The organism is Pseudomonas sp. E1BtOHC1 (assembly GCF_058744285.1).
In genome coordinates this window covers 4492976-4519253 of the sequence record NZ_CP196023.1, presented here as the reverse complement: position 1 = coordinate 4519253, position 26278 = coordinate 4492976, and the positions used below count along the sequence as shown (strand labels likewise).

17 protein-coding genes and 1 pseudogene are annotated in these 26278 nt (G+C 62.8%); 5 read left to right on the top strand and 13 right to left on the bottom strand.

The features are described from left to right. Nucleotides 1–4 precede the first annotated feature (4 nt). From ACSSVC_RS20330 to ACSSVC_RS20315, 4 genes and pseudogenes are all read right to left on the bottom strand, one after another. Nucleotides 5–2310, bottom strand: a pseudogene (locus ACSSVC_RS20330) (lipase family protein). After that, a complete protein-coding gene (locus ACSSVC_RS20325) occupies nucleotides 2307–3101 on the bottom strand; it encodes a hypothetical protein (protein WP_492611257.1) in 795 nt (264 codons plus the stop codon). The pseudogene ACSSVC_RS20330 and the gene ACSSVC_RS20325 overlap by 4 nt, the downstream one beginning before the upstream one ends. Then, the gene (locus tag ACSSVC_RS20320; RefSeq protein WP_492611256.1) at nucleotides 3098–3946 is read right to left on the bottom strand and encodes a DUF4123 domain-containing protein; all 849 of its coding nucleotides are present in this window, start codon (nucleotides 3944–3946) and stop codon (nucleotides 3098–3100) included. Before ACSSVC_RS20320 ends, ACSSVC_RS20325 begins: the two co-directional genes overlap by 4 nt. Next, nucleotides 3943–6018 carry a type VI secretion system Vgr family protein gene (locus ACSSVC_RS20315; protein ID WP_492611255.1) on the bottom strand — a complete coding sequence of 692 codons (2076 nt, stop codon included), beginning with the start codon at nucleotides 6016–6018 and terminating at the stop codon, nucleotides 3943–3945. The genes ACSSVC_RS20320 and ACSSVC_RS20315 overlap by 4 nt, the downstream gene beginning before the upstream one ends. Nucleotides 6019–6382: 364 nt before the next feature. Here ACSSVC_RS20315 and ACSSVC_RS20310 point away from each other — a divergent pair, with 364 nt between their 5' ends. Together ACSSVC_RS20310 and ACSSVC_RS20305 are read left to right on the top strand one after the other, a co-directional pair. After that, on the top strand, nucleotides 6383–8458 hold the full coding sequence (locus tag ACSSVC_RS20310; protein WP_404936947.1) for a putative bifunctional diguanylate cyclase/phosphodiesterase: 2076 nt from the start codon (nucleotides 6383–6385) through the stop codon (nucleotides 8456–8458). Between the two features lie 139 nt (nucleotides 8459–8597). Next, nucleotides 8598–9344 carry an SDR family oxidoreductase gene (locus ACSSVC_RS20305; RefSeq protein ID WP_346634293.1) on the top strand — a complete coding sequence of 249 codons (747 nt, stop codon included), beginning with the start codon at nucleotides 8598–8600 and terminating at the stop codon, nucleotides 9342–9344. 205 nt (nucleotides 9345–9549) lie between these two features. On the opposite strand, the gene ACSSVC_RS20300 is transcribed toward ACSSVC_RS20305, so the two are convergent. The 9 genes from ACSSVC_RS20300 to ACSSVC_RS20260 all read right to left on the bottom strand — a co-directional run bounded on the left by ACSSVC_RS20300 (nucleotide 9550) and on the right by ACSSVC_RS20260 (nucleotide 18346). After that, nucleotides 9550–10104 (bottom strand): hypothetical protein, encoded by a 555-nt coding sequence (locus ACSSVC_RS20300; protein ID WP_346634294.1) that lies wholly within the window; start codon nucleotides 10102–10104, stop codon nucleotides 9550–9552. Nucleotides 10105–10147: 43 nt separating this feature from the next. After that, nucleotides 10148–10939 carry a PoNe immunity protein domain-containing protein gene (locus ACSSVC_RS20295; protein ID WP_346634295.1) on the bottom strand — a complete coding sequence of 264 codons (792 nt, stop codon included), beginning with the start codon at nucleotides 10937–10939 and terminating at the stop codon, nucleotides 10148–10150. Nucleotides 10940–10953: 14 nt separating this feature from the next. Then, the gene (locus ACSSVC_RS20290; protein WP_346634296.1) at nucleotides 10954–11739 is read right to left on the bottom strand and encodes a PoNe immunity protein domain-containing protein; all 786 of its coding nucleotides are present in this window, start codon (nucleotides 11737–11739) and stop codon (nucleotides 10954–10956) included. A gap of 131 nt (nucleotides 11740–11870) precedes the next feature. Next, complete coding sequence (locus ACSSVC_RS20285; protein WP_446440496.1) at nucleotides 11871–12668, bottom strand: PoNe immunity protein domain-containing protein; 798 nt, start codon at nucleotides 12666–12668, stop codon at nucleotides 11871–11873. A 13-nt stretch (nucleotides 12669–12681) separates the two neighbouring features. After that, nucleotides 12682–13737, bottom strand: coding sequence for a hypothetical protein (locus ACSSVC_RS20280; RefSeq protein ID WP_492611254.1), 1056 nt, complete (start codon nucleotides 13735–13737; stop codon nucleotides 12682–12684). A gap of 807 nt (nucleotides 13738–14544) precedes the next feature. Continuing rightward, complete coding sequence (gene mapR / locus ACSSVC_RS20275) at nucleotides 14545–15954, bottom strand: GntR family transcriptional regulator MpaR (protein WP_053151441.1); 1410 nt, start codon at nucleotides 15952–15954, stop codon at nucleotides 14545–14547. 155 nt (nucleotides 15955–16109) lie between these two features. Next, the gene (ccoG, locus tag ACSSVC_RS20270) at nucleotides 16110–17525 is read right to left on the bottom strand and encodes a cytochrome c oxidase accessory protein CcoG (RefSeq protein ID WP_346634299.1); all 1416 of its coding nucleotides are present in this window, start codon (nucleotides 17523–17525) and stop codon (nucleotides 16110–16112) included. 208 nt (nucleotides 17526–17733) lie between these two features. After that, complete coding sequence (locus ACSSVC_RS20265; protein ID WP_346634300.1) at nucleotides 17734–17967, bottom strand: DUF3203 family protein; 234 nt, start codon at nucleotides 17965–17967, stop codon at nucleotides 17734–17736. 211 nt (nucleotides 17968–18178) lie between these two features. Next, a complete protein-coding gene (locus ACSSVC_RS20260; protein WP_346634301.1) occupies nucleotides 18179–18346 on the bottom strand; it encodes a hypothetical protein in 168 nt (55 codons plus the stop codon). Nucleotides 18347–18550: 204 nt separating this feature from the next. Here ACSSVC_RS20260 and ACSSVC_RS20255 point away from each other — a divergent pair, with 204 nt between their 5' ends. The 3 genes from ACSSVC_RS20255 to glgB all read left to right on the top strand — a co-directional run bounded on the left by ACSSVC_RS20255 (nucleotide 18551) and on the right by glgB (nucleotide 26264). Further along, a complete protein-coding gene (locus ACSSVC_RS20255) occupies nucleotides 18551–20545 on the top strand; it encodes an alpha-1,4-glucan--maltose-1-phosphate maltosyltransferase (protein ID WP_492611253.1) in 1995 nt (664 codons plus the stop codon). Nucleotides 20546–20682: 137 nt separating this feature from the next. After that, nucleotides 20683–24033 carry a maltose alpha-D-glucosyltransferase gene (treS, locus tag ACSSVC_RS20250; RefSeq protein ID WP_346634303.1) on the top strand — a complete coding sequence of 1117 codons (3351 nt, stop codon included), beginning with the start codon at nucleotides 20683–20685 and terminating at the stop codon, nucleotides 24031–24033. Continuing rightward, the gene (glgB, locus tag ACSSVC_RS20245; protein ID WP_346634304.1) at nucleotides 24030–26264 is read left to right on the top strand and encodes a 1,4-alpha-glucan branching protein GlgB; all 2235 of its coding nucleotides are present in this window, start codon (nucleotides 24030–24032) and stop codon (nucleotides 26262–26264) included. The genes treS and glgB overlap by 4 nt, the downstream gene beginning before the upstream one ends. Nucleotides 26265–26278 lie beyond the last annotated feature (14 nt).

The following is a 26278-nucleotide window of genomic DNA, read 5'->3' as shown; positions in this document are numbered from 1 at the left end:
GGCTTCAAATGAGTGAGTCGATATCCAGATGGTAGGGCGCTCCCGCTACATGGCCGCCCAGCAACTCGGCTATCGCTTGTTCAGAGTCGTCGACTGGCGGCGCCATCATCGCCAATTGCTCCTGCACGGTGTTTTCCGGGTGATCCAGCCAACGCGGCAGGCCTTCGGCCAGCAATTGCGTTTGACCGGCGAAAGCACCGTACACATCGCTTTCGTCGATCCTGGTAACGCTCAATTCACGCAGACGTTGACGAGTCATGTCCAACGCATTGATTTCATTGCGCAGCCTGTCGACTGCGAGCACGCTCTGTTGAGAACGCAGGTAGGCATCGGGCCGCCCCCACAGGCTGCGGTCCAGATCACGCAATTGCTGGGTGATACTGCCCAATGCCCCATCGATCCGACTGAACTCCCGCTCGGTCACCAAGGGGCGTTTGAACGCCTGTGACTCCTGCCAACGGCGCAGGGTGGCCCAGCAGTGAGGGATATAGCTGACGACCATCTTGTGATCGGCGTTATCCAGCAGTTGCCGCAGGAGCGAGCCACGCACCGGCAGGCCGTCGATTTCCTGCAAGACCCTGGCGCAGCCCTGATCGAGAATGGTGCTACAACCCGGCGCCCAGAGAATCGCCGATGTGCGCCCTGAGCCAAAATCCACCGGCAGAAAGTGGCGCAACGTGCCGTGGTGGGCGTAGGGCTCGCCGGTAAAATTGATCAACCCGGTAATGAACAACGCCAAGCCCACCGGAGCATTGAACACCGTCACCGCCCCACGCGCCGCCAGCACCTTGGGCTTGGAAGTGCTCATCCAGGTGGCGGGGACACTCGGTACCGGATCGTTATGATTGACAAAGCGGTGGTGCACCAGGGCTTCGGCGCCGCTGACAAAACGGGTATCGCCGACCCTTGGGCTGCATAGGTGTAGAGCAGAATATTCGCTTCGTAGCGCTTACTCCGCCGCAGCATCTCGGAGAGTATCAGCGCCACGGCCCCGCCCAGGCTGTGCCCGGTGATCACGAGCTTTTGCCCGTTGTAGAATTTGTCCAGATAGCGGGCAACAAACCCGTAGGCCACTTTGGCCGCGCCATAAAAACCGTTATGCACCTTGCCTTCGCCCTCCTCGAAGGGCACTTGCTCGGCGTCCATATCACGCAACGCATCGGCCTTTTCCGCAGTGCCGCGCACGGCAATCAGAATCAGCTCTTCGTGATGGGTGATATAGGCCTGGGTGTCCGTGCCGTCCTTATCCTGGCCGTCATCAAAGAAATGAATGTTGGCCGGGTTTTCCTGGGCTTCCCCCAGGCTCGGGTGATTGACCTCGGGGTACAACTGCGGGTCGAACGGGACAATTTCCAGGCGCCTGGAGTAAGGCACCTCTTCATACAGCGGGTAATAGGCTTTGCCGCCGGCCTGGTCGGCATCGACCTGCCACAACTCGGCAAAGGTCGGCAGCACGGCGCCAAACCAGTTACCGCTGCTGGGTTGCCCCGGAAAACTCACTCGCGGGCTATCCACCGGGTGAAAGCGCGGCTCTTGACCAAACCCGCTGTAACTCAAGGTCGCCAGCAGCGCCAGTTGGTAGAGGTTGAGCGCGCAAAACTGCGCGCCGGTCGACAGCATCGGCCGCAAGGCCCGCAGCGGTCGGACCTCCAGCACATGGTGGCGGTTGGGCAGCAAGGCAATGCCCTGGACCTTGGGCGACGGCGGGGCAAACCCCAGGTCAGCCATTGCACTGTCGGTCGACCTGACGCCCTGCGCTGCCCCGCCATCGAGGAAACCCGTGGCCTGGGGCGGCTGTCGAAACAGCGAGTACACATGCCGATTGGGGGGGAAGTATCGCTCGACCATGGACGGCAAGTGGGCGTCATGCTCCACCAGCTCACGCACTTCGACCTGATAAAAACTGCCAGCCTTGGCTTGCGCCGGGTTGCTGCGAGTACGAGCCCCATCCTTGTTGAAAAACCGGGTGCTCTCGGCACGGACTTGTAGCTCGGTGATGGGGAGTGGGTAGTGCGGCCTATTTCTTAAATCCTGATACAACTCGCCTCCACCTTTATAGGGCTGGTTTAGTTTTAGCAGCACCGGGCCACAGTAGTGATCCTCTACGCGACCCACGCCGTTGGCATCCAACCTGCCGGTATAGGTGACGTCTTCGTAATCAGTCGCTTCATAAGCCAGCCCCGCATAAGGCTTGCCGTCACCGAACTCATCCACCAACTGAAAACTGGTCGCCTGGCCGCGCAATGGGCAGGTGTACATACGTCCCTCCATGGAGGGGCCATCACCGGCCGGAAGAGATTTGAAACTCATGGGCTCACTTCCTTGTTTTCGGTACAACCGGGATAAATGTTGCAAATACGACCGTCAGGCATTCTGAAGGTACTGAAATCGGTGTAGTTGCCATTGCAGTACGCACGCTGATCTTCGAAGCTTTTGCCCATGCAGCGCTTCCAGCCGCCGGGTACCTTGACCCACGTATCTCCCCAACCGGGTTCTTCCTCATCCGCCAACTTGATCTTCAAACGCACGGTTTTACCCGGCAGTTGGTCCAGGGTGTAAGCCGCAAAGGGTTGCCCTCGGGTCACCTTGCCCTGGGCATCGGTGCTTTTGCAGGTGAGGATTTTCGTGATGTAGCGCTTAGGGCCAATCGTCCGAAACAACCACTGACACTGACCCAGAATTTCACTTTCACCGGCAGCGTTGAAGGTGCCTCTATCAGCACTGCTCAAGTACTCACGCACCAGAATTTTTCCAAAGTCGCGGGTAAAATCCCACCGATCCTTGCCATAAGTTCCATTGATATAGAACTCAACGTACTGCAACACCAATGGGCAGCCGCTGACGGTTCTGCGCAGCACTATTTCGGAGTCGCGGGTATAGCTTTCCTGCCACTTTCTATTGATGCCGATTCGGGTGTTTTTACCACCCGGCACGCTGCATGTTTCGCCTGGAGCCGGAACGTAAGCAGCTGTGGCTTCGTAAGCGAAGTCCACGGGCAAGTCGGCGCTCAAGGTAAAGCTGTCTGACTGGCCTATGGCCGAGCAGCCCATTGCCGAACCCAGGCAGCCAGTGAGGAACAAGCGTTGAACAAGCGTTTTCATACCGGCTCCTCACCCTGCCAATACAGGGCTTCCTGATAGAGGCGCGCAAAGTGTTGCGCCGGGGTTTCGTTGGGCTTGGGTTGCCAGGATGCAGGCGGGGCGTAACCCGGCGCTCGCAGGCTTTGGGTCAGCAGGAAATAGATTGCGTCGGGCTCCTGCCACTCCCACGTTCGGGCCAGATCGAGCTGGGTTCGCAGCCAGACATCGATGTTCTGCTGCTCGGCAAGCCCCGCCAGTGGCTCCGTGTGTTGGCGCATGAGATAACGACGGGTATTGTCAAACTGCACAGCGGCGTAGGTGGCTTGTGGAGTGGGTATGTTCAGCCACGCTGGCTCAGCTGGCAGCGGATGAGTCCCGGGAGCGGGGTTATCGGTGACCTTCCATTGCTCGGTTTGCCAGTAGCACACACTGGCCATGGGCCCCAGGTAGCCGGAATAGTCTTCGGGCTGTAGAACAGCCAGGGCACGTCCCAGCACACGATTGTCGTGAAAACGGTACAGGGCTTGATTTGGGGGCTCGCCCGTTACCAATCGGTCTCGCCAATGTTGAGTCAGGGTATCCAGGTCGCTGTCCGAACCGCTGGCCAGCCAGCCCCAATCAGGTTCAAGCACCTTGATCAGGGCAAGCACCACCGGATGGTTCACCTGATCGATCTGAAACAGGTAAGGCCCGGCGCTTGCCAATGAGTGCGCCGGAGTTCCCAGATAAACCTCACGAAAGCGTTCGTTGCCCAGTTCCGCCACCAGAGCATCGCGTTCTTGCCGGTTACCATCGGAGTCCAGCAGCAGATAGATGCACCGCCCCATTCGGGATTGTTCATACCGCCATTGTTCGGGCGTATTCATGCAAGCTCTCCTGTATCGCACAGTCCCCGGCGACAGGCTTCGCACAATGGGCAGAGATCCAGGGACTGTTGCTTGCTCGCGTGCATGATGGAAAGTGGGTTGTCGATGATTGCCTGTGGCGTATCCGTCAAGGCCTTCAGGGCTTGCAGCGCTGCGACACCCGCCAACGGTGCACCACCAACGACAATCGGAACGCTGCTGAAGATTCCGCCCGAGCTGATCACAATATGTTGCCCGCCCGCCTGAAGGGTCAGGCTCATGCCGGCATCGATCACCACGTTGGCGGCGTTGACCCGGGCCTGGGCGCCTGCCTGGATTACCCAGGTACCCGCCGCGGTGGTGCTGGCGCTGCCGCTGATGGAAAGCAACTCGTCACCGACAATCACGGTGTTGCGCAGGCCTTGGGTGGTGTGGGTTTCATCGCCCTGGATCAGGCTTGAGCTGTTGCCGTCGACCTGCGCGGAACGGTCGTTGCCGATCAGGCTGTGGCTGTCCTGGGTGATTTGCTCTCGGCGCGAGTGGCCAATGCGGGTGTCGCTGTCGTTGAGGATCAGTTGTTCGAGATCCCGTTGCGCCCGCAGGAAGATCTTCTCCTGCCCGGCCCGGTCCTCGATCATCAGTTCGTTGTAGCCGCCACTGTTGGGGGTGCTGTGGCTACGCAGCACGGTCCGGCTTTTGTTCGCCGGCAAGGGATAGGGCACCGGAGTCGCCTTGTTGACCACACAACCGGTGATCAAGGGCTGGTCGGGGTCGCCTTCAAGGTAGGTCACCACCACCTCCATGCCGATCCGGGGAATGGTCACTGCACCAAAGCTCTCCCCAGCCCAACTGGATGAAACCCGCAACCAGCAACTGCTTTTGTCGCTATTGAGTTCTGCTCGGTCCCAGGGCAGCTCGACGCGGACCCTGCCATGGGCATCACAGAAAATCTCATGGTCCACAGGCCCGGTGACCCGTGCGGTCTGGCTCACCAGCAACGGTCTGCGCTTGGGCAGTGGTGGGCGCACAGGTACATCCCAGGGAATTGCCTTGAACTGGTTGCGGTAACCCTGAGTAAAACCTCCGTCAGCCGCAGAGTCGTGAGTGATGGCTTCTTCGAGGGCCTGAGGCTGCTTGCCGGTGTGATGAACGCTGAGCAGCAGCCACAAATCGTTGCAGGCGCGGCGCGGATGCTCGCTCAAGGTAAAGAAATGACCAGTGCGCAAGGTCGGCTGGTCACTCTCGCCTTCGGCCAACTGGTAGTCGGCGCGATGACTTTCCAGGGCGCGCTGAGTGAGATGCTTGCCACGTGCCTCGGCCGGCATCGACGCCGGATAGCGATAGTCCTCGAGCAGCGGGCCCTGTTGACTGGCGTGCCGGCTTTCCAGCAAACGGCTTGGCCGCTCAAGGTCATAGTCACGGCGCGTGACCACACGGGTGCGGGTGCTGAAGCGCTGGGAAAAACGCCTGATGACTGGGTGATCGGCGACGGTGCCGCTGCCGGGTTGAAAGGGCGTGACGCCGAGCTTGGGGAACCAGGTTTGATCCTCGCTGAACACCAGCAGGTGATCATCGATCGAGTGCTGGTGGTGCCAGGTGATTCCTTCCTCGGCGCACAGGCGCTGGATGAACTCAAAATCGCTTTCAGCGTATTGGGTGCAGTATTCGCGCTGTGGGGCATTGCCGATATGAAAGGTAAACACATCCGGCAAAATGCCATGCTCCTGGAGCACTTGAGCCACGATCTGCGGCACCGTCAGGTGCTGGAAAATCCGCTGGTTGTGACTGAACTGCAGGTAATGCAGCGCTGGCACCAGGGTCAGGTGGTAATGAGTCAGGCGCGTGCCGGACTCACCCACCTTCACCTCCTCGATGCGGCCATGCAGGCCCTCGCCGTTGAGGCTCAAGCGCAGAAAGGCGGGCTGGCAGAGCAGGCTTTGCAGATCGAAATCGGGTTTTTCGCTGACCAGTTCAACGTGGATCGCATACAAGGCGCTGATGGCTTCGAGGCCATCAAAGGCCAGCACTTGGAAATCGTGGCGGACGGAGGGAATAAAAAGCTCGAACTGTGCAGAGTCGGCCGGCGCGAACATGAGCTTGTCCTTAAGCTGGAAGGGGCAAAAAAACGCTTGGGAGAACGCTACCCGCAGATGCTAGAGAGAGGGGAGGCCGCTGAATATGGGATGATTCTTGAGGTCCAGGCGAAAGTGCTCTGGTTCCTGTAGTAAAAAGCGAAGCTGGAGCTAGGCCTGATCCAGACTCTGACCGGAGGTACTGCTCAAAGCGCGCAAAGCCTTTGCCCACAAGGCCTGTAGGGGTATCAAGGGCCTGTGCCAGACGTTCTGTCTGGCTACTGGCTTTTTGCTCACTTTGTAGATGCGTTCTTCTACGCAATCAGTACAATCTGCGCTTTTGCCCGCCGAGCAAACTGTCGGCACAACGGCCCAGAGATGCCCCATGCTCATCGGTAGTTATTCCCCCGCACTGGTCGTGATTTCCATTTTTGTGGCGATCCTCGCCTCTTATACCGCTCTCGATCTCACGGGGCGTATTGCCACCACTACAGGCCGTGCGGCCCATCTGTGGATGTGTGGCGGAGCGCTGGCCATGGGTGTTGGCGTGTGGTCGATGCACTTTATCGGCATGCTTGCGTTCGAGCTGCCCATCGACCTGGGCTACGACACCGTGCTGACCGCCTTGTCGTTGCTGATTTCGATCCTGTCCTGCGGTTTTGCCCTGTGGCTGGTGAGTCAGCCGCGCCTGCCGCTGGGGCAGTTGCTGTTCGGCGCCTTGATCATGGGCGCGGGCATCAGCGGCATGCATTACACCGGTATGGCGGCCTTGCGCATGCAGCCGGGCATCGACTACGACCCGAGCCTGTTCGGTGCCTCGCTGCTGATCGCCTTTGGTGCTTCGCTGGCGGCGCTGTGGATTGCCTTTCGTCTGCGCCAGAACACGCCCCATGTTCGGCTTGCGCGTACCGGCGCGGCGATTGTGATGGGGGTTGCCATCGTCGGCATGCACTACACCGGCATGGCCGCGGCGCGGTTTGCCGATGGCAGTTTCTGTGGGGCGGTGGGCAACGGCCTGAGCGGCAAGGGCCTGGACAATCTGGTGCTGATCACCACCCTGGCGGTGCTGATCATCGCCTTGCTGACCTCGGTGCTGGACGCGCGTCTGGAAGCCCGCACCGCGGTGCTGGCGCAGTCCTTGACCGAGGCCAACAAGGAGCTGACCCAGTTGGCCCTGCACGACACCCTGACCGGTTTGCCCAACCGTATCCTGCTGGCGGACCGCATCGATCAGGCCATGCACCGGGTCACCGCCCATGGTGGCTGCTTTGCGCTGATGTTCATCGATCTGGACGGCTTCAAGCCGGTCAATGACGCCTTCGGCCACCACATGGGTGACCAGTTGCTGCGCGAAGTGGCCCAGCGCCTGCGCGAGGACCTGCGCAGCGAAGACACCCTGGCGCGGATCGGTGGCGACGAGTTCGTGCTGTTGGTGCAGCTCGACGAGCCGGAAGATGCCTTGCGCCTGGCGGCGCGCCAGGTGGGCCTGGTGTCCCGTTCGTTCCGCGTGGCCGACCACGACTTGCAGATTTCCGCCAGCATCGGCATTGCGGTGTACCCCGGCAATGGTCTGACCGCCCAGGAACTGTTGATGAACGCCGACGCGGCCATGTATCACGCCAAGGCCACCGGCAAGAACGGCTACAGTTTTTTCGACGCCTCGATGAACACCAATGCCCGGCGCCAACTGCAGTTGCTTCAGGACCTGCGCAATGCCCTGGAGCATCATCAGTTCCGCCTGTATTACCAGCCCAAGTTCGATGCCAGCAATGGCCGTCCGGTGGGGGCCGAGGCCTTGTTGCGCTGGGAGCACCCGCAGCACGGCATGCTGCTGCCGGACAAGTTCATCGAGCTGGCGGAGAAGAGCGGGCTGATCATCGCCATCGGCGACTGGGTGCTGCAGGAAGCCTGCCGGCAGATGCGCGAGTGGTATGTCCTGGGCTATACCCACTGGCGGATCGCCGTGAACCTCTCGGCCCTGCAGTTCTGTCATGTGGGCCTGGTTAAGAGCGTGCAGGGTGCCCTGCAGCGCTATCAATTGCCGGCCAATAACCTGACCCTGGAAATTACCGAGACAACGGCGATGAACGACGCCGATGTCAGCATGATCGTCCTGCAGCAGTTGGCGGACATGGGCGTGGACCTGTCCATCGACGACTTCGGTACCGGCTATTCGAGCCTGATGTACCTCAAGCGTCTGCCGGCCAACGAATTGAAGATCGACCGTGGTTTTGTCCGCGACCTGGAGCATGACAGCGACGACGCGGCCATCGTCTCGGCGATTGTCGCCCTGGGCCAGGCCCTGGGCCTGCGTATTGTCGCCGAGGGCGTGGAGACCGGGGTGCAGCAGACCTTCCTCACCCAGCTGGGCTGCGACTCGTTGCAAGGCTATTACCTGGGCCACCCGCTGCCGCCCGAAGGCTTCATGCAGGGCATCCAGCTGGCTGAACACAAGTCCTGACTACGGCCCTGAGCGCGTACCTGGGCTGCAGTTGCTGCGACCTTTGGATAGGGGCTGATTGATGTCACTGCGGTTTTCATCGCTGCCGGTGCAGTGTTTAATGACGGGCGTTGAAACGATCAGTCAGGGAGTCGGCAGCATGGACAAAGTCATCGTCATCACCGGTGGCGGGCGGGGAATCGGCGCAGCCACGGCGTTGTTGGCTGCTCAGCAGGGTTTCAAGGTTTGCATCAACTATCAGGCCGACGAACAGTCGGCCCTGCAGGTACTGGAACAGATCCGCGCCCTGGGCGCCCAGGCCATTGCGGTGCGGGCCGATGTCAGCATCGAAGACGAGGTCATTGGCCTGTTTCACCGGGTCGACAACGAACTGGGCCGGGTCACCGCCCTGGTCAACAATGCCGGCACCGTGGGGCACAAGTCCCGTCTCGACGAAATGTCCGAATTTCGTATCCAGAAGATCATGAAGACCAATGTCATGGGGCCGATCCTCTGCGCCAAGCACGCGGTGCTGCGCATGTCGCCGCGCCATGGCGGGCAGGGCGGCAGCATCGTCAACGTGTCGTCGGTGGCGGCGCGCCTGGGTTCTCCCGGCGAGTATGTCGACTACGCCGCGTCCAAGGGCGCGCTGGACACCTTTACCATTGGCCTGTCCAAGGAAGTGGCGGGCGAGGGCATCCGCGTCAATGCGGTGCGCCCGGGCTACATCTACACCGATTTTCACGCCCTGAGCGGCGATGCCGACCGGGTCAGCAAATTGGAAACTGCCATTCCCATGGGCCGTGGCGGCCGCCCGGACGAAGTGGCCGAAGCGATTGTCTGGCTGCTGTCGGACAAAGCCTCCTATGCCACCGGCACCTTCCTCGACCTGGGCGGCGGCCGCTGAGCCCCTCCGATTGACCGCAGGAGCCGGCTTGCCTGCGAAGCGGCCCTTGAGCCTTGCGCCGTGCTTGCGGACGCCTTCGCTGGCAAGCCAGCTCCTACGGTTTCCCTTCGAGCTTCTGGTCTAACCCGTAGGAGCCGGCTTGCCGGCGAAGCGGCCCTTGAGTCTTGCGCCGCGCTTGCGGATGCCTTCGCTGGCAGGCCAGCTCCTACATTCCCTGGCGTCGGCCGGGGCCGATCAGTAAGGCCAGCAACAGCCCCAGCACGCTGATGCCAAAGCTCATCGCCAACGGCATTACGTAACCCAGAGTTTCCTCCGGGCGGGTGCAGCTGTAGCCAAATCCATAGCCTTGTTCATCCGCCCAGACGCCCGGTGTGGCGCTCACGTCCACTGGCGCCGAAGGCTCGGGTTGCTCATTGGAGAACCCCAGGTTCGAATGGCTCGCGCTGCGCATCGCCAGCTGTTCGATAGCCTGCAACTGGGCGTCGTTACAGCGGTTCTGCGCCCAGCTGCCGACCACCACCAGGGCAGACAGCAGAAGCAGCAGCGGCACCGGGTAATAACGCCGGGTCCGCAGCAGGGGCGCTACCAGCAGCCCGGCCAGGAAGCCGGCCAGCAGCAGATTGGCCCAGTACCACCCTCCGCCTTCCCAGCTTGGCGGCATCAGGTGCACCAGCAGCGGGGGCAGCACAACGCGAGCGAACAGCAGGCACAGGGTGGCCGCGAGCAGGGTGATCAGCAGGGTCTTGATCCAGGACTTCATGGGCAATGCATAACCTGTGTGGAGGGGAGGTAGACGGGGCGTATCAGTCTTGTGCCACTCGCTGGGGTATCGGCGGCGGGGTAAAGCGCCGGGCGTATTCGAGCAGGTCCCGGGGGAAGACCATGTGCTCTACCGCGCTGTCGTCCAGGCCGTAGAGGTAGGCCACCGCCGCGGCTTCAAAGGCCCAGTAGCCGAAGTAGGATTCACCGTCCAGGTGGGAGTCGTGCCATGGGGCCTGCTCGAACGCTTCATACCACTGGTCGCAGTACTCCACCAGCAGCGCTCGGGACTCGTCCGCTTGATCGCAGTAGATGGCCCTGATCAGCGGCGTGTAGACCGGGTGGTACCACTCATCGATGTCTGCGCGGTCCGGCAGGCAAGGCTTGAGCAGGTCCTCGATCAGGGTGTCCTCGGCGTGGTAGCCGGCGCGGTCCTGCAGCGCCACCATGCGCGGCAGCAGGTCGCGGCGTTGCAGCAGGATGCACAGGCTGATGACCTGCACGTATTCCTCGTACTGGTCGAGGTAGTCCTCGATGTTCAGCGGCGCGATATCCGGCATTTCATTGCACAGGGCCAGGGTGCGCTGATGCTCCTCGTAGCTGGCGATCAGTGCGTCCAACTCCTGGGCCAGCTCAGGCATGGCCTTGCCGCCGGTGTAGCCCAGGATCAGATGGTCCAGGCGTGCTCGCTTGACCTCCCAGGCCTTGAGCGAGGCTTCCTGCCCGGGGTAGTCCTCTTCCATAGAATGTGTCTGCCAATGGGCTTCGGTACCCGCCAGGAACTCCAGGAGGGTGTGGTACTGCTTGTGCTCGAGAAACACTTGCCTGCGTTGCATGTCAGTACCTGGCCTCAGTGGAAGGGCATCGGCGGCGGGGTAAAGCGTCGGGCGTATTCGAGCATCTCCCGGGGGAAGATCATGTGCTTGACCGCGCTGTCGTCCAGACCGTAGAGGTAGGCCACCGCCGCCGCTTCAAAGGCCCAGTAGCCGAAGTAGGAACCCTCGTCGCCGTCCAGGTGGCTGTCGTGCCATGGGGCCTGCTCGAACGCCTCGTACCACTGGTTGCAGTACTCCACCAGCAGTTCCCGGGGTTCATCCGGATCTTCGGTGTAGATGGCCCGGATCAGGGGCGTGGAGACGTCGTGGAACCACTGATCGACGTCTTCACGATCGGGCAGGTAGGCCTTGAGCAGGTCCTCGATCAGAGTGTCCTGGCCGCCAAAGCCGGCGCGGTCCTGCAGCAGCACCAGACGCGGCAGCAGGTCGCTGCGCTGCAGCAGGATGCACAGGCTGATCACCTGGACATATTCCTCGTACTCGTCGGGGTAGTCTTCGATGTTCAGTGGCGCGATATCTGGCTGTTCCTCATAGCACCCCATCTTGCGCTGGTAGTCTTCGTAGCCTTCGATCACCCCGTCCAGTTCCTGGGCCAGTTGCTCCATGGGCGCACCACCGGTGTAGCCCAGGATCAAGTGGTGCAGGCGCGCGCGGCGGACACTGGAGGCCTTGAGGGAGGCTTCCTGCTCGGGGCTGTCGGCCATCATCGAGTGGGTCTGCCAGTGGGCCTCTTCGCCGGCTAGGCTTTCGAGGTAGTCGTGGTACTGCTTGTGGCTGAGAAACACTTGTCTGCGGTTCATGTCGGTGCCTTGGCTCGGTAGACGCGAATCAGGGAAAAGGGCGCCCGCGAGCGGCGAGGCCCGCAGGGCTTGGTCCAGGAACTGGTGGGCCATTCATCGCCGGCAGGGGGCGGCGTCTAGCCAGGCGCGCTTCAGTCCTGCGCCGCCGATTGGGGAATCGGTGGCGGGGTGAAGCGCCGGGCGTAGTCGAGCATGTCCCGGGGGAAGACCATATGCTTCACCGCGCTGTCGTCCAGGCCGTACAGGTAGGCCACCGCCGCCGCTTCAAAGGCCCAGTAGCCGAAGTAGGAACCCTCGTCGCCGTCCAGGTGGCTGTCGTACCACGAGGCGTGCTCGAAGGACTGGTACCACTGGTTGCAGTACTCCACCAGCAGCTCCCGAGGCTCGTCCGGGTCTTCGCTGTAGATCGCCCAGATCAGGGGCGAGTAGAGGGTGTGGTACCACTCATCGAGGTCGGCGCGATCCGGCAGGTAGGGCTTGAGCAGATCCTCGATCAGGGTGTCCTCGGCATGGTAGCCGGCACGGTCCTGCAACAGCGCCACCCGCGGCAGCAGGTCGCCGCGCTGCAGCAGGATGCACAGGCTGATGACCTGTACATATTCCTCGTAATCGTGGGGGTAGTCGTCGATGTTCAGCGGCGCGATATTCGGCAGTTCTTCACAAAGTCCCAGCTTGCGCTGGTAGTCCTCGTAGCCTTCGATCACCCCGTCCAGCTCCTGGGCCAAGGCCTCCATGGACGCACCACCGGTGTAGTTCAGGATCAGATGATGCAGGCGTGCGTCCTTGACTTCCGCGGCCTTGAGGGCGGCTTCCTGCTCGGGGCTGTCGGCCGTCATCGAGTGCATCTGCCAGCGGGCTTCGGTGCCCGCCAGGCTTTCCAGGTAGCGGTGGTAATGGGCGTGGCTGAGAAACACTTGTCTGCGGTTCATTCGGTGCCTGGCTTCAGTAGACGGGAATCAGGGTGAAGGGCGCCTTGCGCTGCGAGGCTTCCAGCATCAGGGTCGGCAGGTCGACCTCGGCCGGCTCCAGTTCCAGCTCTTCCAGCTCTTCTTCCAGTTGCTGCGGATCGGCCGCCAGGGCCTTGATTGGCAGGCGCAGGTAGGGCCGCGGGTCTTCCCCGTAGTAAATCTTCACCGGGCCTTCAGGGATGCCTTCCAGGCGGGCAAAACCTTCTTCGTCGAGGTTGCCCTCGGCTTGCGAGCCGTCACTGAACACCGCTCGGTAGGCGGCGCCGGGCACCGGTTCCAGGTTGGGGTAGTGCAGGTTCAGCTCCAGCCAGTGGCCTTCACCGGTGAGGTGTTCCAGACCCTGGTTGATGTTCTGGGCGATGCTCGCCGCGTCGTGGGCCCCGGGTTGTGGCGCGGGGGTGAGGGTCGTTGTGCGCGGTTCCAGGGAGGACTGTGGCTTGGGCACCAGAGCCGGGCCGCTGCTGTGGGCGGCGGCCGAGTTGTTGCGCTGCTCGGCGATCCAGGGGGCCATGCGTTCTTGCACCGACACCATGAGGAACTCAGTGTGTTCCTGGGCTTCGTTGAGGTTGTGGATCACCAGACGTTGCTGCTGGGCCGTTAGGTTGTTGAAGATCGAGGAGGCGCGCACGCCGCTGATGATCTCGGGCAGTTCCTCGGCCAGGCGCACTGGGTCCAGGCACTTTTCCAGCAACTGTTCGGGGCTGGTCTTCAGACGGCAGGCCAGCAGGGTGTAGCGGATCAGGTCGAAGAGCTTTTCGGCGTGGCGCTGGGGGGCGCGGTTGATCAGGCGCAGGAGGATCTTCAGGCCTTGCCCGGGGCCGGGAATCCAGCCGATCAGGGCCAGGGCCAGGTCGAAGAAGGCATCTTCCTCGTCCTTGGGGTTGTTGATGGCGTCCAGCTCGAAGATCGCCTGGATGCAGTCGTAGGCGTTGAGTTCCTGGGTCAGCAGTGGCAGGCGGCCGCGCTCGATGGCCTTGATCAGTTCGGTCTTGGCCTCTGGGTAGTCGTCGTAATACAGGTCTTCGACCATGACGTGTTCCTTTCCCTGGAAAATTGGAGCGCGGATGCTGAATGAATTGAGGGGGTGGGGCAAGGTGCTTTGGCGGTTTTTTTATGTTGGGAGGTGTTCATTGTTGTGGTTATGGGGGGCGTTTGGTTTTGTGTGGGTGGTGAGGGGGGGCATATCCGTTGCTGCGGGTGGGGCGGGTGGCGGTTTCGCCCTTACGGCGAGTCACTTTGGGGCCCCAAAGTAACCAAAGGGCTTTGCCCCTCCACTCGGTGCCTCGCATAGCGAGGCATGCCCTCACTCCGGCATTGATCCGTGGGCCGCCGCCACCGGCCATCCCTGGCCGGGTGGCGGCTAACCCGGCATCCCTGCCGGGTTACCCACGGATCAATGCCTGCGTTCGGCCATCGTGGTTAACGGGGCGCTCAGATCAAGATCAAAATCAAGAGCGCGACGGCGGCCTTGCGGCCGGCCTGAAGCTGGCGCGGTGTGTAGCGCCCCATGTAGGAGCTGGCTTGCCAGCGAAGGCGTCGGCCCAGGCGCTGCATGTCTCACGGGCCTCTTCGCCGGCAAGCCGGCTCCTACGGGGAGCTACACGGTGTATCTGACTGCTGTAGGAGCTGGCTTGCCAGCGAAGGCGTCGCCCCAGGCGCTGCATGACTTACAGGCCTCTTCGCCGGCAAGCCGGCTCCTACGGAGAACTGCACGGTGTATCTGACTGCTGTAGGAGCTGGCTTGCCAGCGAAGACGTCGGCCCGGGCGGAGCAGGGCTTGCGGGCGCTTTCGCTGGTAAGCCAGCCGCAAATGCGCGGGCTGGTGGGGCGGTTGTGCTCAGAAGGAGCGGATGATGCGGCCCAGGGTTTCCATGGCCTGTTCCGCCGCTTCGTTCCACGGGCTGCCGTAGTTCAGGCGGATGCAGTTGCGAAAGCGCTGGGTCGGGGAAAAGATCGGCCCTGGGGCGATGCTGATGCCTTGGGCCAGGGCCATCTGGAACAATTTCAGTGAGTCCATCTGCGGTGGCAGTTCCAGCCACAGGAAATAGCCGCCCGCCGGCTGGCTGACTCGGGTCTGCGCCGGGAAATAGCGGGCAATCGCTGCCAGCATGGCGCTCTGCTGTTCTTCCAGGGCATAGCGCAGTTTGCGCAGATGGCGGTCGTAGCCGCCGTGCTGCAGGTAGTCGGCAATCGCCGCCTGGGCCGGCATCGAGGCGCACAGCGAGGTCATCAGTTTCAGGCGCTCGATTTTCTGCGCGTAACGCCCGGCGGCGACCCAGCCGATGCGGTAGCCCGGGGCCAGGCTCTTGGCGAACGAGCCGCAGTGCATCACCAGGCCCTCGGTGTCGAAGGCCTTGGCCGGTTTTGGCGCTTGCTGGCCGTAGTACAGCTCGGCGTAGACGTCGTCTTCGATCAGCGGCACTTGATGCTGGCGCAGCAGCTCCACCAGCTCCTGCTTCTTGGCCTCGGGCATGCTCGCGCCCATGGGGTTCTGGAAGTTGGTCATGCACCAGCAGGCCTTGATCGGGTGCCGCTCCAGGGTCTGGGCCAGGACTCCGAGGTCGATGCCGTCCCGCGGGTGCACGGGAATTTCCACCGCCTTGAGCTTGAGCCGTTCCAGCACTTGCAGGCTGGCATAGAAGGCCGGGGCTTCGATGGCCACCAGATCGCCGGGCTCGGTCACGGCCTGCAGGCAAAGGTTCAGGGCCTCCAGGGCGCCGTTGGTGATCAGCAGTTCCTCCATGGGCAGCATCAGCCCGGCCACCATGTAGCGCAGGGCGATCTGGCGGCGCAGTTGCGGGTTGCCTGGGGACATGTCGGTGACCACCACCCGCGGGTCCATCTCGCGGCTGGCGCTGGCCAGGGAGCGGGACAGGCGTTGCAGGGGGAACAGGGTCGGGCTGGGGAAAGCCGAGCCGAAGGGCACGGTGCTCGGGTCCTTGATCGAGTCGAGCACCGAGAACACTAGTTCGCTGACATCGACTTCGGTGGATTCGTTGACTTCGCTGCTGATCACCGGCTCGGAGAACGGGCTCGGTGCGTGAGCATTGACGAAGTAGCCGGAGCGCGGGCGGGCACGGATCAGGCCGCGACGCTCCAGCAGGTAGTAGGCCTGAAACACCGTTGACGGGCTGACCCCATAGGTCTGGCTGGCGTAGCGCACCGAAGGCACGCGCTGGCCGGGGCCCAGGACTCCGGAGCGGATCAGTTCGGCGATGTCGTCGGCGAATTTTTCGTAGCGTTTCATCTGCGGTGCAAGATCCAGTCTGGTCATCGGGTCTAGGTGTTCAGATTCGCAAGGGAAGGCTCGACGACCATGGATGGGCCCATGGCGGCGTCGAGTACAGAGTTCCCGTGGCTCAGGGACGGCAGCAGGCTCCCTGGCCACGGCATTCTAGTGGCTCAGCGGTTCATCGGCGCAACAAAACGGCTCTTGGCGATGGCGTAGACGCTTGGCTCATCGCTGTCGGCGACCTTGAAGCTGATGGCCTGGGAGCTGCTTTGGGCACGATCCTGGGTCATGGCCACCGAGACCGGCAGGTCGGTGATTTCTCCTGGGGCCAGGCTCAGTTCGGTCTTGCCCTGCAGTTCGAAGCCATCGCCATCCACCAGGGCCAGGCGGTAGTTCTGGCGTTCCTGGGTCTTGTTGATGATCTTCAGGCTGTAGATGTTCTCGATCTGCCCCAGGGCGTTTTCGCGGAACAGACCACGGTCCTTGCTCACGTCCAGGGACACCATCGGCCGTTGTACCAGGGCCAGCGCCAGGGCGCCGATCATCACCAGCAGCACTGCGCTGTAGCCCACCAGGCGCGGCCGCAGCAGGTGAGTCTTGCCCCCTTGCAGTTGGTGTTCCGAGGTGTAGGCGATCAGGCCCCGGGCATAGCCCATCTTGTCCATGATCGAGTCGCAGGCGTCGATGCAGGCAGCGCAGCCGATGCATTCCATCTGCAGGCCGTCGCGAATGTCGATACCGGTAGGGCACACCTGCACGCACACCTGGCAGTCGATGCAGTCGCCCAGGCCGACGTCGGCAGGCTTCACATCGCGCTTGCGCGGGCCGCGGCTTTCACCGCGCACCGGGTTGTAGGAGATGGTCAGGGTGTCCTTGTCGAACATCACGCTCTGGAAGCGTGCATAGGGGCACATGTGCATGCACACCGCCTCGCGCAGCCAGCCGGCGTTGATGTAGGTGGCCGCGGCGAAGAACAGCACCCAGAACAGGCTCAGGCCACCGATCTGCAGGGTCAGCAGCTCCTGGGCCAGGGGGCGGATTGGGGTGAAGTAGCCGACGAAGGTCAGGCCGGTGAGCAGGCTGATGCCCAGCCACAAGGTGTGTTTCATCGCCCGGCGGACCAGCTTGTTCAGCCCCCAGGGCGCGGCTTGTAGCTTGATTCGCTGGTTGCGCTCACCCTCGGTGACCTTTTCGCACCACATGAACAGCCAGGTCCACGAACTTTGCGGGCAGGTGTAGCCGCACCAGACCCGGCCGGCGAACACCGTGATGGCGAACAGGCCGAAGGCACAGATGATCAGCAGCGCCGAGAGGAGGATGAAGTCCTGGGGCCAGAAGGTCGCGCCAAAGATGTGGAACTTGCTTTGCGCCAGGTCCCAGAGCACCGCCTGACGGCCGCCCCAGTTCAACCAGACGGTGCCGAAGAACAGCAGGAACAGGAAGCCCGCGCCGGTCATGCGCAGGGTGCGGAACAAACCGCTGAAGCTACGGGTGTAAACGTGTTTGTCGGTGGTCTTCGTCTTCATCTGTTTGGGTTGTGAAGGTTCGAAGTTCTCTACTAATCGGACGGGGATTCTTTCGCTCATGGTCGTTCGCTCATCAGCCTCCATCAGGCCCGGCAACTATGACCATGGATCTGTTTGCATAACAGACTCAGCTATTTGATAAAAAACCGTATCAGATGAGCTTTTACGGTGCCCCTGCGACAACTTGCTGCACCCCCTCAAGCGCCACCAGGGAAGGCCGCAGGGGCCTCTGGCACAGGCCTTCGCGGCGAGCCCTGATCCAGATCAGTCAAATCACCGAATCACCGTCGGTGGCCTTCAGATGGCGCCGACCGTCGGTGGCGCCTGCTACGGTCAAAGCATCGGCTTCTGCTTCGGTGATGTAGATGCGTTCTCCCGCCAGGTCCACGGCCGACATGGATTTGGCACCGTCGGTGATGACGGTCAGAGCACTGGCGGGCAGGTGTTGGTGGAGGGTGTCAGTGTCGATGTAGCAGGTCTGGTTTTCGATGCGCAGGCTCATGATGCGTACCTCTTGGCAATGGGCATACAGATTAGGCTGCGGGGCCTGGCCGGGGTTCGGCAGCGGCGATCAACGGTGGCCGTTGCGGGCCTGCTTGCGCAGGAGTCCGCGTGCAGGAGCCTGCTTGCCGGCGAACGGTCGCGGCACGAGGGCGGCGATCTGACAGGCGCTTTCCCCGGCGCACCGGCTCCTACGGTGTTAGCGCAGACGCTTATCTATGCTTGACCACCACGGGCGGCATGGTGCTGGGCGGGTCGCCCTTGGGCGGCGGGGTGGTTTCCGGAGGTTCCTGCTCGGGAACCGGTTGCGGCTCGCTGGGGGGCAGGGTCGGTTGGTCGATGTTCGGATCGGGAGTTTCTGCCGGGATCGGGATGTTCATCGCTGTGGCCTCCTTTGTGCTTGTCGATGCACGGGCTCCTTCGGTGGACCCTGGGAGCGCGGAATTGATTCCCGTCGATTTCGCCGCCAATCGCGGTGAACTTTCGCCGATGCCTGTGGCTCGGAAACTAGGTGCATTGATTCATCGGGGCGTTGACCGCCCTCCAACCAGAGCGTCCATGGCGCGTTAAAGGGGTGATGCTCAATGACTGCAGAAAAACCGACCGAACAGCAATACCAGGCGCAGGTGCCCTTGTCTCAGGCCTTGTTGCTGCCGCGCATTGCCATCGAGAACACCCGCCCGGTGCTCGATGGTGGGCAGTTCGCGGTCAAGGCGGTGGCCGGCCAGGAGATCGAGGTGACGTGCAAGGTGTTCGCCGACGGCCACGACAAGCTGGCCGTGCGGGTACGCTGGCGCGACGAGCAGCAGGAGGCCTGGGACAGCCAGGCCCTTGAGGACCAGGGCAACGATGGCTGGCTGGGGCACTTTCCCGTGCCAACCGTGGGCCGCTATCGCTTTTGTATCGAAGCCTGGATCGATCAATTCGCCAGTTTCTGTTACGAGCTGGAGAAAAAACACCTGGCCGGGGTGCCGGTGAGCCTGGAGCTGCAAGAGGGACGCAACCAGGTGCAGCAAGCCGCCGAGCGCAGCGAAGGGCCGTTGCGCGAGCGGTTGCTGGCGCTGCAGCAACAGCTTGCCGGCTTGCTGGAGACCGAACAGGTCGCCCTGTTTCTCAGGGATTCCAGTGCCCGGCTGATGGCCGAGGCCGATCACCGGCCCTATCTGAGCCTGAGCCCCGAATACCCACTGGATGTGGAGCGGGTGCAGGCGCAGTTCGCCAGCTGGTACGAGCTGTTTCCCCGCTCGATCACCGACCATCCGTCCCGCCATGGCACCTTCAACGACGTCCACTCGCGGCTGTCGATGATCCATGACATGGGCTTCGATGTGCTGTATTTCCCGCCGATCCATCCCATTGGCCGCAGCCACCGCAAGGGGCGCAACAACGCGTTGACGGCGGGCCCGGACGACCTCGGCAGTCCCTATGCGATCGGCGGCGAGGAGGGCGGTCACGAGGCGATCCATCCACAGTTGGGCAGCCTGGATGACTTCCGCCGGTTGGTGGCTGCCGCTGCCGACCACGGCCTGGAGATCGCCCTGGATTTCGCCATCCAGTGTTCCCAGGACCATCCCTGGCTCAAGCAGCACCCGGGTTGGTTCAACTGGCGCTCGGACGGCACCATCAAGTACGCCGAGAACCCACCGAAGAAGTACCAGGACATCGTCAACGTCGACTTCTATGCCGCCGATGCCATACCCGGCCTGTGGCTGGAACTGCGGGACATCGTCATCGGCTGGGTCGAGGAGGGGGTCAAGACCTTTCGCGTGGACAACCCCCACACCAAGCCGCTGCCGTTCTGGCAATGGCTGATTGGCGACGTGCGCCGCCAGTACCCGGAGGTGATCTTCCTCGCCGAGGCCTTCACCACCCCGGCGATGATGGCGCGCCTGGGCAAGGTCGGTTACACCCAGAGCTACACCTACTTCACCTGGCGCAACACCAAGAGCGAGCTGGCCAGCTACTTCGCCGAACTCAATCAGCCGCCGTGGCGCGACTGCTTCCGGCCCAACTTCTTCGTCAACACCCCGGACATCAATCCGGCGTTTCTGCATGACTCGGGGCGTCCGGGATTCCTTATCCGCGCGGTGCTGGCCAGCATGGGTTCGGGGCTGTGGGGCATGTACTCCGGGTTTGAACTGTGCGAATCGGCACCGGTGCCGGGCAAGGAGGAGTACCTGGATTCGGAGAAGTACGAGATCCGGCCCCGGGATTTCAACGCAGCCGGCAACATCATTGCCGAGATCGCCCAGCTCAACCGCATCCGCCGGCAGAACCCGGCGCTGCACAGTCACCTGGGGCTCAAGCTGTACAACGCCTGGAACGATCAGATCCTGTACTTCGGCAAACGCAGCGCCGAGGGCGGCAACTTCGTCCTGGTGGCGGTCAGCCTCGATCCTTTCAATGCCCAGGAGGCGCACTTCGAACTGCCGCTGTGGGAGCTGGGGCTGGCTGACGCCGCCGCCACCCAGGGAGAGGACCTCATGAACGGTCATCGCTGGACCTGGTACGGCAAGACCCAATTCATGCGCCTGGAACCGGCGCAGCCCTTCGGCATCTGGCGCATCAGTCCCCTGTAGGAGCCGGCTTGCCGGCGAAGAGGCCCATGAGCCTTGCGCCGGGCTGGCTGACGCCTTCGCTGGCAAGCCAGCTCCTACGGTTGTCGTGGCGCATCGGCAGGTGCGTCGGCGCCCATTCATCTTTTCAGGAGTCCGAGATGGCCAAGAAACCCCGCTCAGCGACCTTTATCAAGGACCCGCTCTGGTACAAGGACGCGGTGATCTATCAGGTGCATGTGAAGTCCTATTTCGATTCCAACAACGACGGAATCGGCGACTTTCCCGGGCTGATCGCCAAGCTCGACTACATCAAGGACCTGGGGGTCAACACCATCTGGCTGTTGCCGTTCTACCCCTCGCCACGGCGTGACGACGGCTACGACATCGCCGAGTACCGCGGAGTCAGCCCCGACTTCGGAACCCTGGCCGACGCCCGGCGCTTTATCGCCGAGGCCCACAAGCGCGAGCTTCGGGTGATCACCGAACTGGTGATCAATCACACCTCGGACCAGCACCCCTGGTTCCAGCGGGCGCGCAAGGCAAGGCCCGGTTCGGCGGCGCGCAACTTCTACGTGTGGTCCGACGACGATCAGAAGTACGCCGGTACGCGGATCATTTTCCTGGATACCGAAACGTCCAACTGGACCTGGGACCCGGTGGCCGGCCAGTACTTCTGGCACCGCTTTTATTCCCACCAGCCGGACCTCAACTTCGACAACCCCCAGGTGATGAAGGCGGTGCTCTCGGTGATGCGCTATTGGCTGGACATGGGCATCGACGGCCTGCGCCTGGACGCCATTCCCTACCTGATCGAGCGCGATGGCACCCACAACGAGAACCTGCCCGAGACCCACGACGTGCTCAAGCAGATTCGCGCCGAGATCGACGCCCACTACCCGGACCGCATGCTCCTGGCCGAGGCCAACCAGTGGCCGGAAGACACCCAGCTGTACTTTGGTCAATCAACCAATGGCAACGACGGCGACGAATGCCACATGGCCTTCCACTTCCCGTTGATGCCGCGCATGTACATGGCCTTGGCCCAGGAAGACCGGTTCCCCATCACCGATATCCTGCGCCAGACCCCGGAGATTCCGGCCAACTGCCAATGGGCGATCTTTCTGCGCAACCACGATGAACTGACCCTGGAAATGGTCACCGACAAGGAGCGCGACTACCTGTGGAACTACTACGCCGCCGACCGTCGGGCGCGGATCAATCTGGGGATTCGTCGGCGCCTGGCGCCGCTGATGGAACGAGACCGGCGCCGCATCGAATTGCTCAACAGCCTGCTGCTGTCGATGCCCGGCACCCCGACCCTGTATTACGGCGACGAGATCGGCATGGGCGACAACATCTACCTGGGTGACCGCGACGGTGTGCGCACGCCGATGCAATGGTCCATCGACCGTAACGGCGGCTTTTCCCGCGCGGACCCGGCGAGCCTGGTGCTGCCGCCGATCATGGACCCGCTGTATGGCTATCAGTCGGTCAACGTCGAAACCCAGTCCGGCGACCCCCATTCCCTGCTCAACTGGACCCGGCGCATGCTGGCGGTGCGCAAGCAGTCCAAGGCCTTTGGCCGGGGCACGCTGAAGATGCTGTCGCCGAGCAACCGGCGGATTCTGGCCTATACCCGGGAATACACCGGGCCTGACGGCAAGCAGGAGATCATCCTCTGCGTGGCCAACGTCTCGCGCAGCGCCCAGGCGGCGGAACTGGACCTGTCGGCCTTCGCCGGCATGGTGCCGGTGGAGATGCTCGGCGGAAATGCCTTTCCCCCCATCGGCCAGTTGCATTTCCTCCTGACCCTGGCGCCTTACGGCTTCTACTGGTTTGTCCTGGCGGCGGAAAACCAGATGCCCAGTTGGCATGTGGAACCGGCCCAGAGCCTGCCGGACTTCACCACCCTGGTGCTGAAAAAACGCCTCGAAGAATTGCTCGAAGCGCCCTCGCGCACCACGCTGGAGCACAACGTCTTGCCCCACTGGCTGCCCAAGCGCCGCTGGTTCGCCGGCAAGGACAGCGCCATCGAGCAGGTACAGATTGCCTACGGTGCAGGTTTTGGCGACCCCCAGCATCCCGTGCTGCTCAGCGAGATCGAGGTCACCAGCGACGGGCAGAGCCAGCGCTATCAACTGCCCTTCGGCCTGCTCGCCGAAGAGCAGCTCGGCAGTGCCTTGCCTCAGCAACTGGCCATGGCCCGGGTGCGTCGCGGACGCCAGGTCGGGCTGATCACCGACGCCTTCGCCCTCGACGGTTTCGTGCGCAGCGTGCTGCTGGCCCTGCAGGCGCAGACCCGACTGGACAGCGCTGCCGGGCAGATCCGCTTCGACGGCACCGAGCCACTGGCCGAGTTGGGGCTGACCGGCGAATCCGAGGTGCGCTACCTCTCGGCGGAACAGTCCAACAGCTCGGTGGTAGTGGGTGGCAGCCTGGTGCTCAAGCTGATTCGCAAGGTGGAAGGAGGCATTCACCCGGAACTGGAAATGGGCGCCTTCCTCACCCAGGCCGGGTTCCGCCATATCTCGCCCTTGCTGGGCTCGGTGGTGCGCCGCGATGACCAGGGCGAGGAGCATCTGTTGATGATCGCCCAGGGCTACCTGAGCAATCAGGGGGATGCCTGGGAGTGGACCCAGAACAACCTGGAACGGGCCATCCGCGATGAGTGGGCGGATGCCATGTCCGAGCAGGAACAGCATTACAACGCCCTGGGGGAACTCGAGGATTTCGCCGGCCTGCTGGGGCAGCGCCTGGGAGAAATGCACCTGTTGCTGGCGGCCCCCGGCAACCCCCCGGACTTTGCCCCGCAAGTGAGCACCCTCAAGGACACCCAGGCCTGGAATCGTCAGGTAGCGGAGCAAGTGGAACGGGGGTTGCAGTTGCTCCAGCAGCGTCAGGGCGAGCTGAGTCCTGGCGATCAGAAGCGGGTGAGCCGATTGTTGCAGCACAAGACGAAAATTCTCGGTCACATCCAGCAACTGGCCAGCCAGTTGCTGGGTGGGCTGCGCATCCGGGTGCATGGCGACCTGCACCTGGGGCAGGTGCTGGTGATCAAGGGCGATGCCTACCTGATCGACTTCGAGGGCGAGCCGGCGCGGCCCCTGGCAGAACGCCGGGGCAAGCACAGCCCGTACAAGGATGTCAGCGGGGTCTTGCGCTCCTTCGACTACGCCGCGGCCATGGCCCTGGAGGCACCGGCGATGGAGGGCGCGCAGATGGCCGTGCAGGCCCGGCAACGGGTGGTCCGTCGTTATCTGCAGGAGGCGCGGCAAGCCTTTGTCCAGGCGTATCGGCTGGCGACGGCTAATCTTGCCCATGAATGGCAGGACCCGGGGGCCGCGGATGCCGCCCTGGCCCTGTTCAGTCTGGAGAAGGCCGCCTATGAGCTGGCCTATGAAGCGGAAAACCGGCCCAGCTGGCTGCCCGTGCCCTTGCACGGCCTGGTCGGGCTGTTGTCTGAACTGGAACCCTTTTCCGATCTTGAGCGTGGTGGAGAGCAGTCATGAGTTTCTCGAACAAGGAACAGGGAAAGCACCAACCGGCATTGCTCCCTTCGGCCAAGACCATCGATGCCCTGGTGCGCGCGGAGCATCGTGATCCGTTCGCTGTGCTCGGGCCCCACGGCGACGGTGCCGACGGGCAGTTCATCCGGGCCTTTCTGCCCGGAGCCCTGAGTGTGCAGGTACTGGACCGGGACCAGCAAAACGTACTCGGCAGCCTTCAGGCCGCCGCAGTACCCGGGCTGTTTGTCGGGCATTTCAGCGAGAGCCGGGCCTATCTGCTGCGGGTGCAGTGGGCCGGTGGCGAGCAGGTCAGTGAAGACCCCTACAGCTTTGGCCCGCTGCTGGGGGAGATGGATCTGTATCTGTTCGCCGAAGGCAATCATCGTGACCTCGGCTCCTGCCTGGGAGCGCAGGCAATCACCGTGGACGGCGTCCCGGGGGTGCGCTTTGCGGTCTGGGCGCCGAACGCCCGGCGGGTCTCGGTGGTGGGCGACTTCAATATCTGGGACGGGCGTCGCCACCCCATGCGCCTGCGGCACCCCTCCGGAGTCTGGGAGCTGTTCGTTCCGCGCCTGCAGCCTGGAGAAGCCTACAAGTACGAGATTCTCGGGCCCCAGGGCATCCTGCCGCTCAAGGCCGACCCCATGGCCCTGGCCACCCAGTTGCCGCCGGACACCGCGTCCAGGGTCGCCGAGCCGCTGAATTTCCACTGGCAGGACCAGTCATGGATGCAGGCCAGGGGTGAACATCAGCGAACCGATGCGCCCCTGTCCATCTACGAGTTGCACGCCGGCTCCTGGCAGTGCGAAGTGGATGACCTGGGGGAGGTGGCCCGCCAGTACAGTTGGGCCGAGCTGGCCGAACGCCTGATCCCCTACGTCAAGGACCTGGGCTTCACCCATATCGAGCTGATGCCGATCATGGAGCACCCCTTCGGCGGTTCCTGGGGTTATCAGCCGCTGTCACAGTTCGCCCCCAGTGCCCGCTATGGCTCGCCCCAGGATTTTGCCGCCTTTGTCGATGCCTGCCACCAGGCGGATATCGGCGTCATCCTCGACTGGGTACCGGCGCATTTCCCCACCGACACCCATGGCCTGGCGCAGTTCGACGGCACCGCGCTGTATGAGTACGGCAACCCCCTGGAGGGCTTTCACCAGGACTGGGACACCCTGATCTACAACCTCGGGCGGACCGAGGTGCATGGCTTCATGCTGGCTTCGGCATTGCACTGGCTCAAGCATTTCCATGTCGACGGCCTGCGGGTGGATGCAGTGGCGTCGATGCTCTATCGCGACTATTCACGCAAGGCCGGTGAATGGGTGCCGAACCGCCACGGCGGTCGCGAGAATCTGGAAGCCATCGACTTCCTGCGCCACCTCAACGAGGTGGTGGCCCTGGAAGCGCCGGGAGCCCTGGTGATCGCCGAGGAATCCACCGCCTGGCCCGGGGTCAGCCAGCGCACCGACCAGGGCGGCTTGGGCTTTGCCTACAAATGGAACATGGGCTGGATGCACGACTCCCTGCATTACATCCAGCAGGACCCGGTGTACCGCGCCCATCACCACAACGAACTGAGCTTCGGCCTGGTGTACGCCTGGTCCGAGCGCTTCATCCTGCCGATCTCCCACGACGAGGTGGTGCACGGCAAGCATTCGCTGATCGACAAGATGCCCGGCGACCGCTGGCAGAAATTCGCCAACCTGCGGGCGTACCTGAGCTTCATGTGGACCCATCCGGGCAAGAAACTGCTGTTCATGGGCTGCGAGTTCGGCCAGTGGCGCGAGTGGAACCACGACCAGCAACTGGACTGGTACCTGCTGCAATACCCCGAGCACCGGGGCGTCCAGCAATTGGTGGGCGATCTCAACCGGCTGTATCGCCAGTACCCCGCGCTGCATGATCAGGACCACGCGCCCCAGGGTTTTCAGTGGCTGATCGGCGACGATGCGATCAACAGCGTCTATGCCTGGTTGCGCTGGAGCAAGGCCGGCGAGCCCTTGCTGGTGGTGGCCAACTTCACCCCGGTACCGCGCCAGGCGTACCGCGTCGGCGTGCCGCTGGCGGGACGCTGGAGCGAGCTGCTCAACAGCGATTCGCAACTCTATGCCGGTTCCAACTATGGCAATGGCGGCGAAGCCTTCAGTGAAGAACAGGGCAGCCATGGACAGGCCCTGTCCCTGGTGCTCAACCTGCCACCCCTGGCGGTGTTGATCCTGCGCCCCGACAGCCTTTAGTGGCGGGCGACCGG

Coding starts and splice junctions, on each gene's coding strand:
- ACSSVC_RS20280 (WP_492611254.1), bottom strand. CDS start 13,737: ATGGTCGAAGACCTGTATTACGACGACTACCCAGAGGCCAAGACCGAA.
- ACSSVC_RS20310 (WP_404936947.1), top strand. CDS start 6,383: ATGCTCATCGGTAGTTATTCCCCCGCACTGGTCGTGATTTCCATTTTT.
- ACSSVC_RS20305 (WP_346634293.1), top strand. CDS start 8,598: ATGGACAAAGTCATCGTCATCACCGGTGGCGGGCGGGGAATCGGCGCA.
- ACSSVC_RS20315 (WP_492611255.1), bottom strand. CDS start 6,018: ATGTTCGCGCCGGCCGACTCTGCACAGTTCGAGCTTTTTATTCCCTCC.
- ccoG (WP_346634299.1), bottom strand. CDS start 17,525: ATGAGCGAAAGAATCCCCGTCCGATTAGTAGAGAACTTCGAACCTTCA.
- ACSSVC_RS20260 (WP_346634301.1), bottom strand. CDS start 18,346: ATGAACATCCCGATCCCGGCAGAAACTCCCGATCCGAACATCGACCAA.
- ACSSVC_RS20285 (WP_446440496.1), bottom strand. CDS start 12,668: ATGAACCGCAGACAAGTGTTTCTCAGCCACGCCCATTACCACCGCTAC.
- ACSSVC_RS20255 (WP_492611253.1), top strand. CDS start 18,551: ATGACTGCAGAAAAACCGACCGAACAGCAATACCAGGCGCAGGTGCCC.
- mapR (WP_053151441.1), bottom strand. CDS start 15,954: ATGAAACGCTACGAAAAATTCGCCGACGACATCGCCGAACTGATCCGC.
- ACSSVC_RS20295 (WP_346634295.1), bottom strand. CDS start 10,939: ATGCAACGCAGGCAAGTGTTTCTCGAGCACAAGCAGTACCACACCCTC.
- ACSSVC_RS20320 (WP_492611256.1), bottom strand. CDS start 3,946: ATGAATACGCCCGAACAATGGCGGTATGAACAATCCCGAATGGGGCGG.
- treS (WP_346634303.1), top strand. CDS start 20,683: ATGGCCAAGAAACCCCGCTCAGCGACCTTTATCAAGGACCCGCTCTGG.
- glgB (WP_346634304.1), top strand. CDS start 24,030: ATGAGTTTCTCGAACAAGGAACAGGGAAAGCACCAACCGGCATTGCTC.
- ACSSVC_RS20325 (WP_492611257.1), bottom strand. CDS start 3,101: ATGAAAACGCTTGTTCAACGCTTGTTCCTCACTGGCTGCCTGGGTTCG.
- ACSSVC_RS20265 (WP_346634300.1), bottom strand. CDS start 17,967: ATGAGCCTGCGCATCGAAAACCAGACCTGCTACATCGACACTGACACC.
- ACSSVC_RS20300 (WP_346634294.1), bottom strand. CDS start 10,104: ATGAAGTCCTGGATCAAGACCCTGCTGATCACCCTGCTCGCGGCCACC.
- ACSSVC_RS20290 (WP_346634296.1), bottom strand. CDS start 11,739: ATGAACCGCAGACAAGTGTTTCTCAGCCACAAGCAGTACCACGACTAC.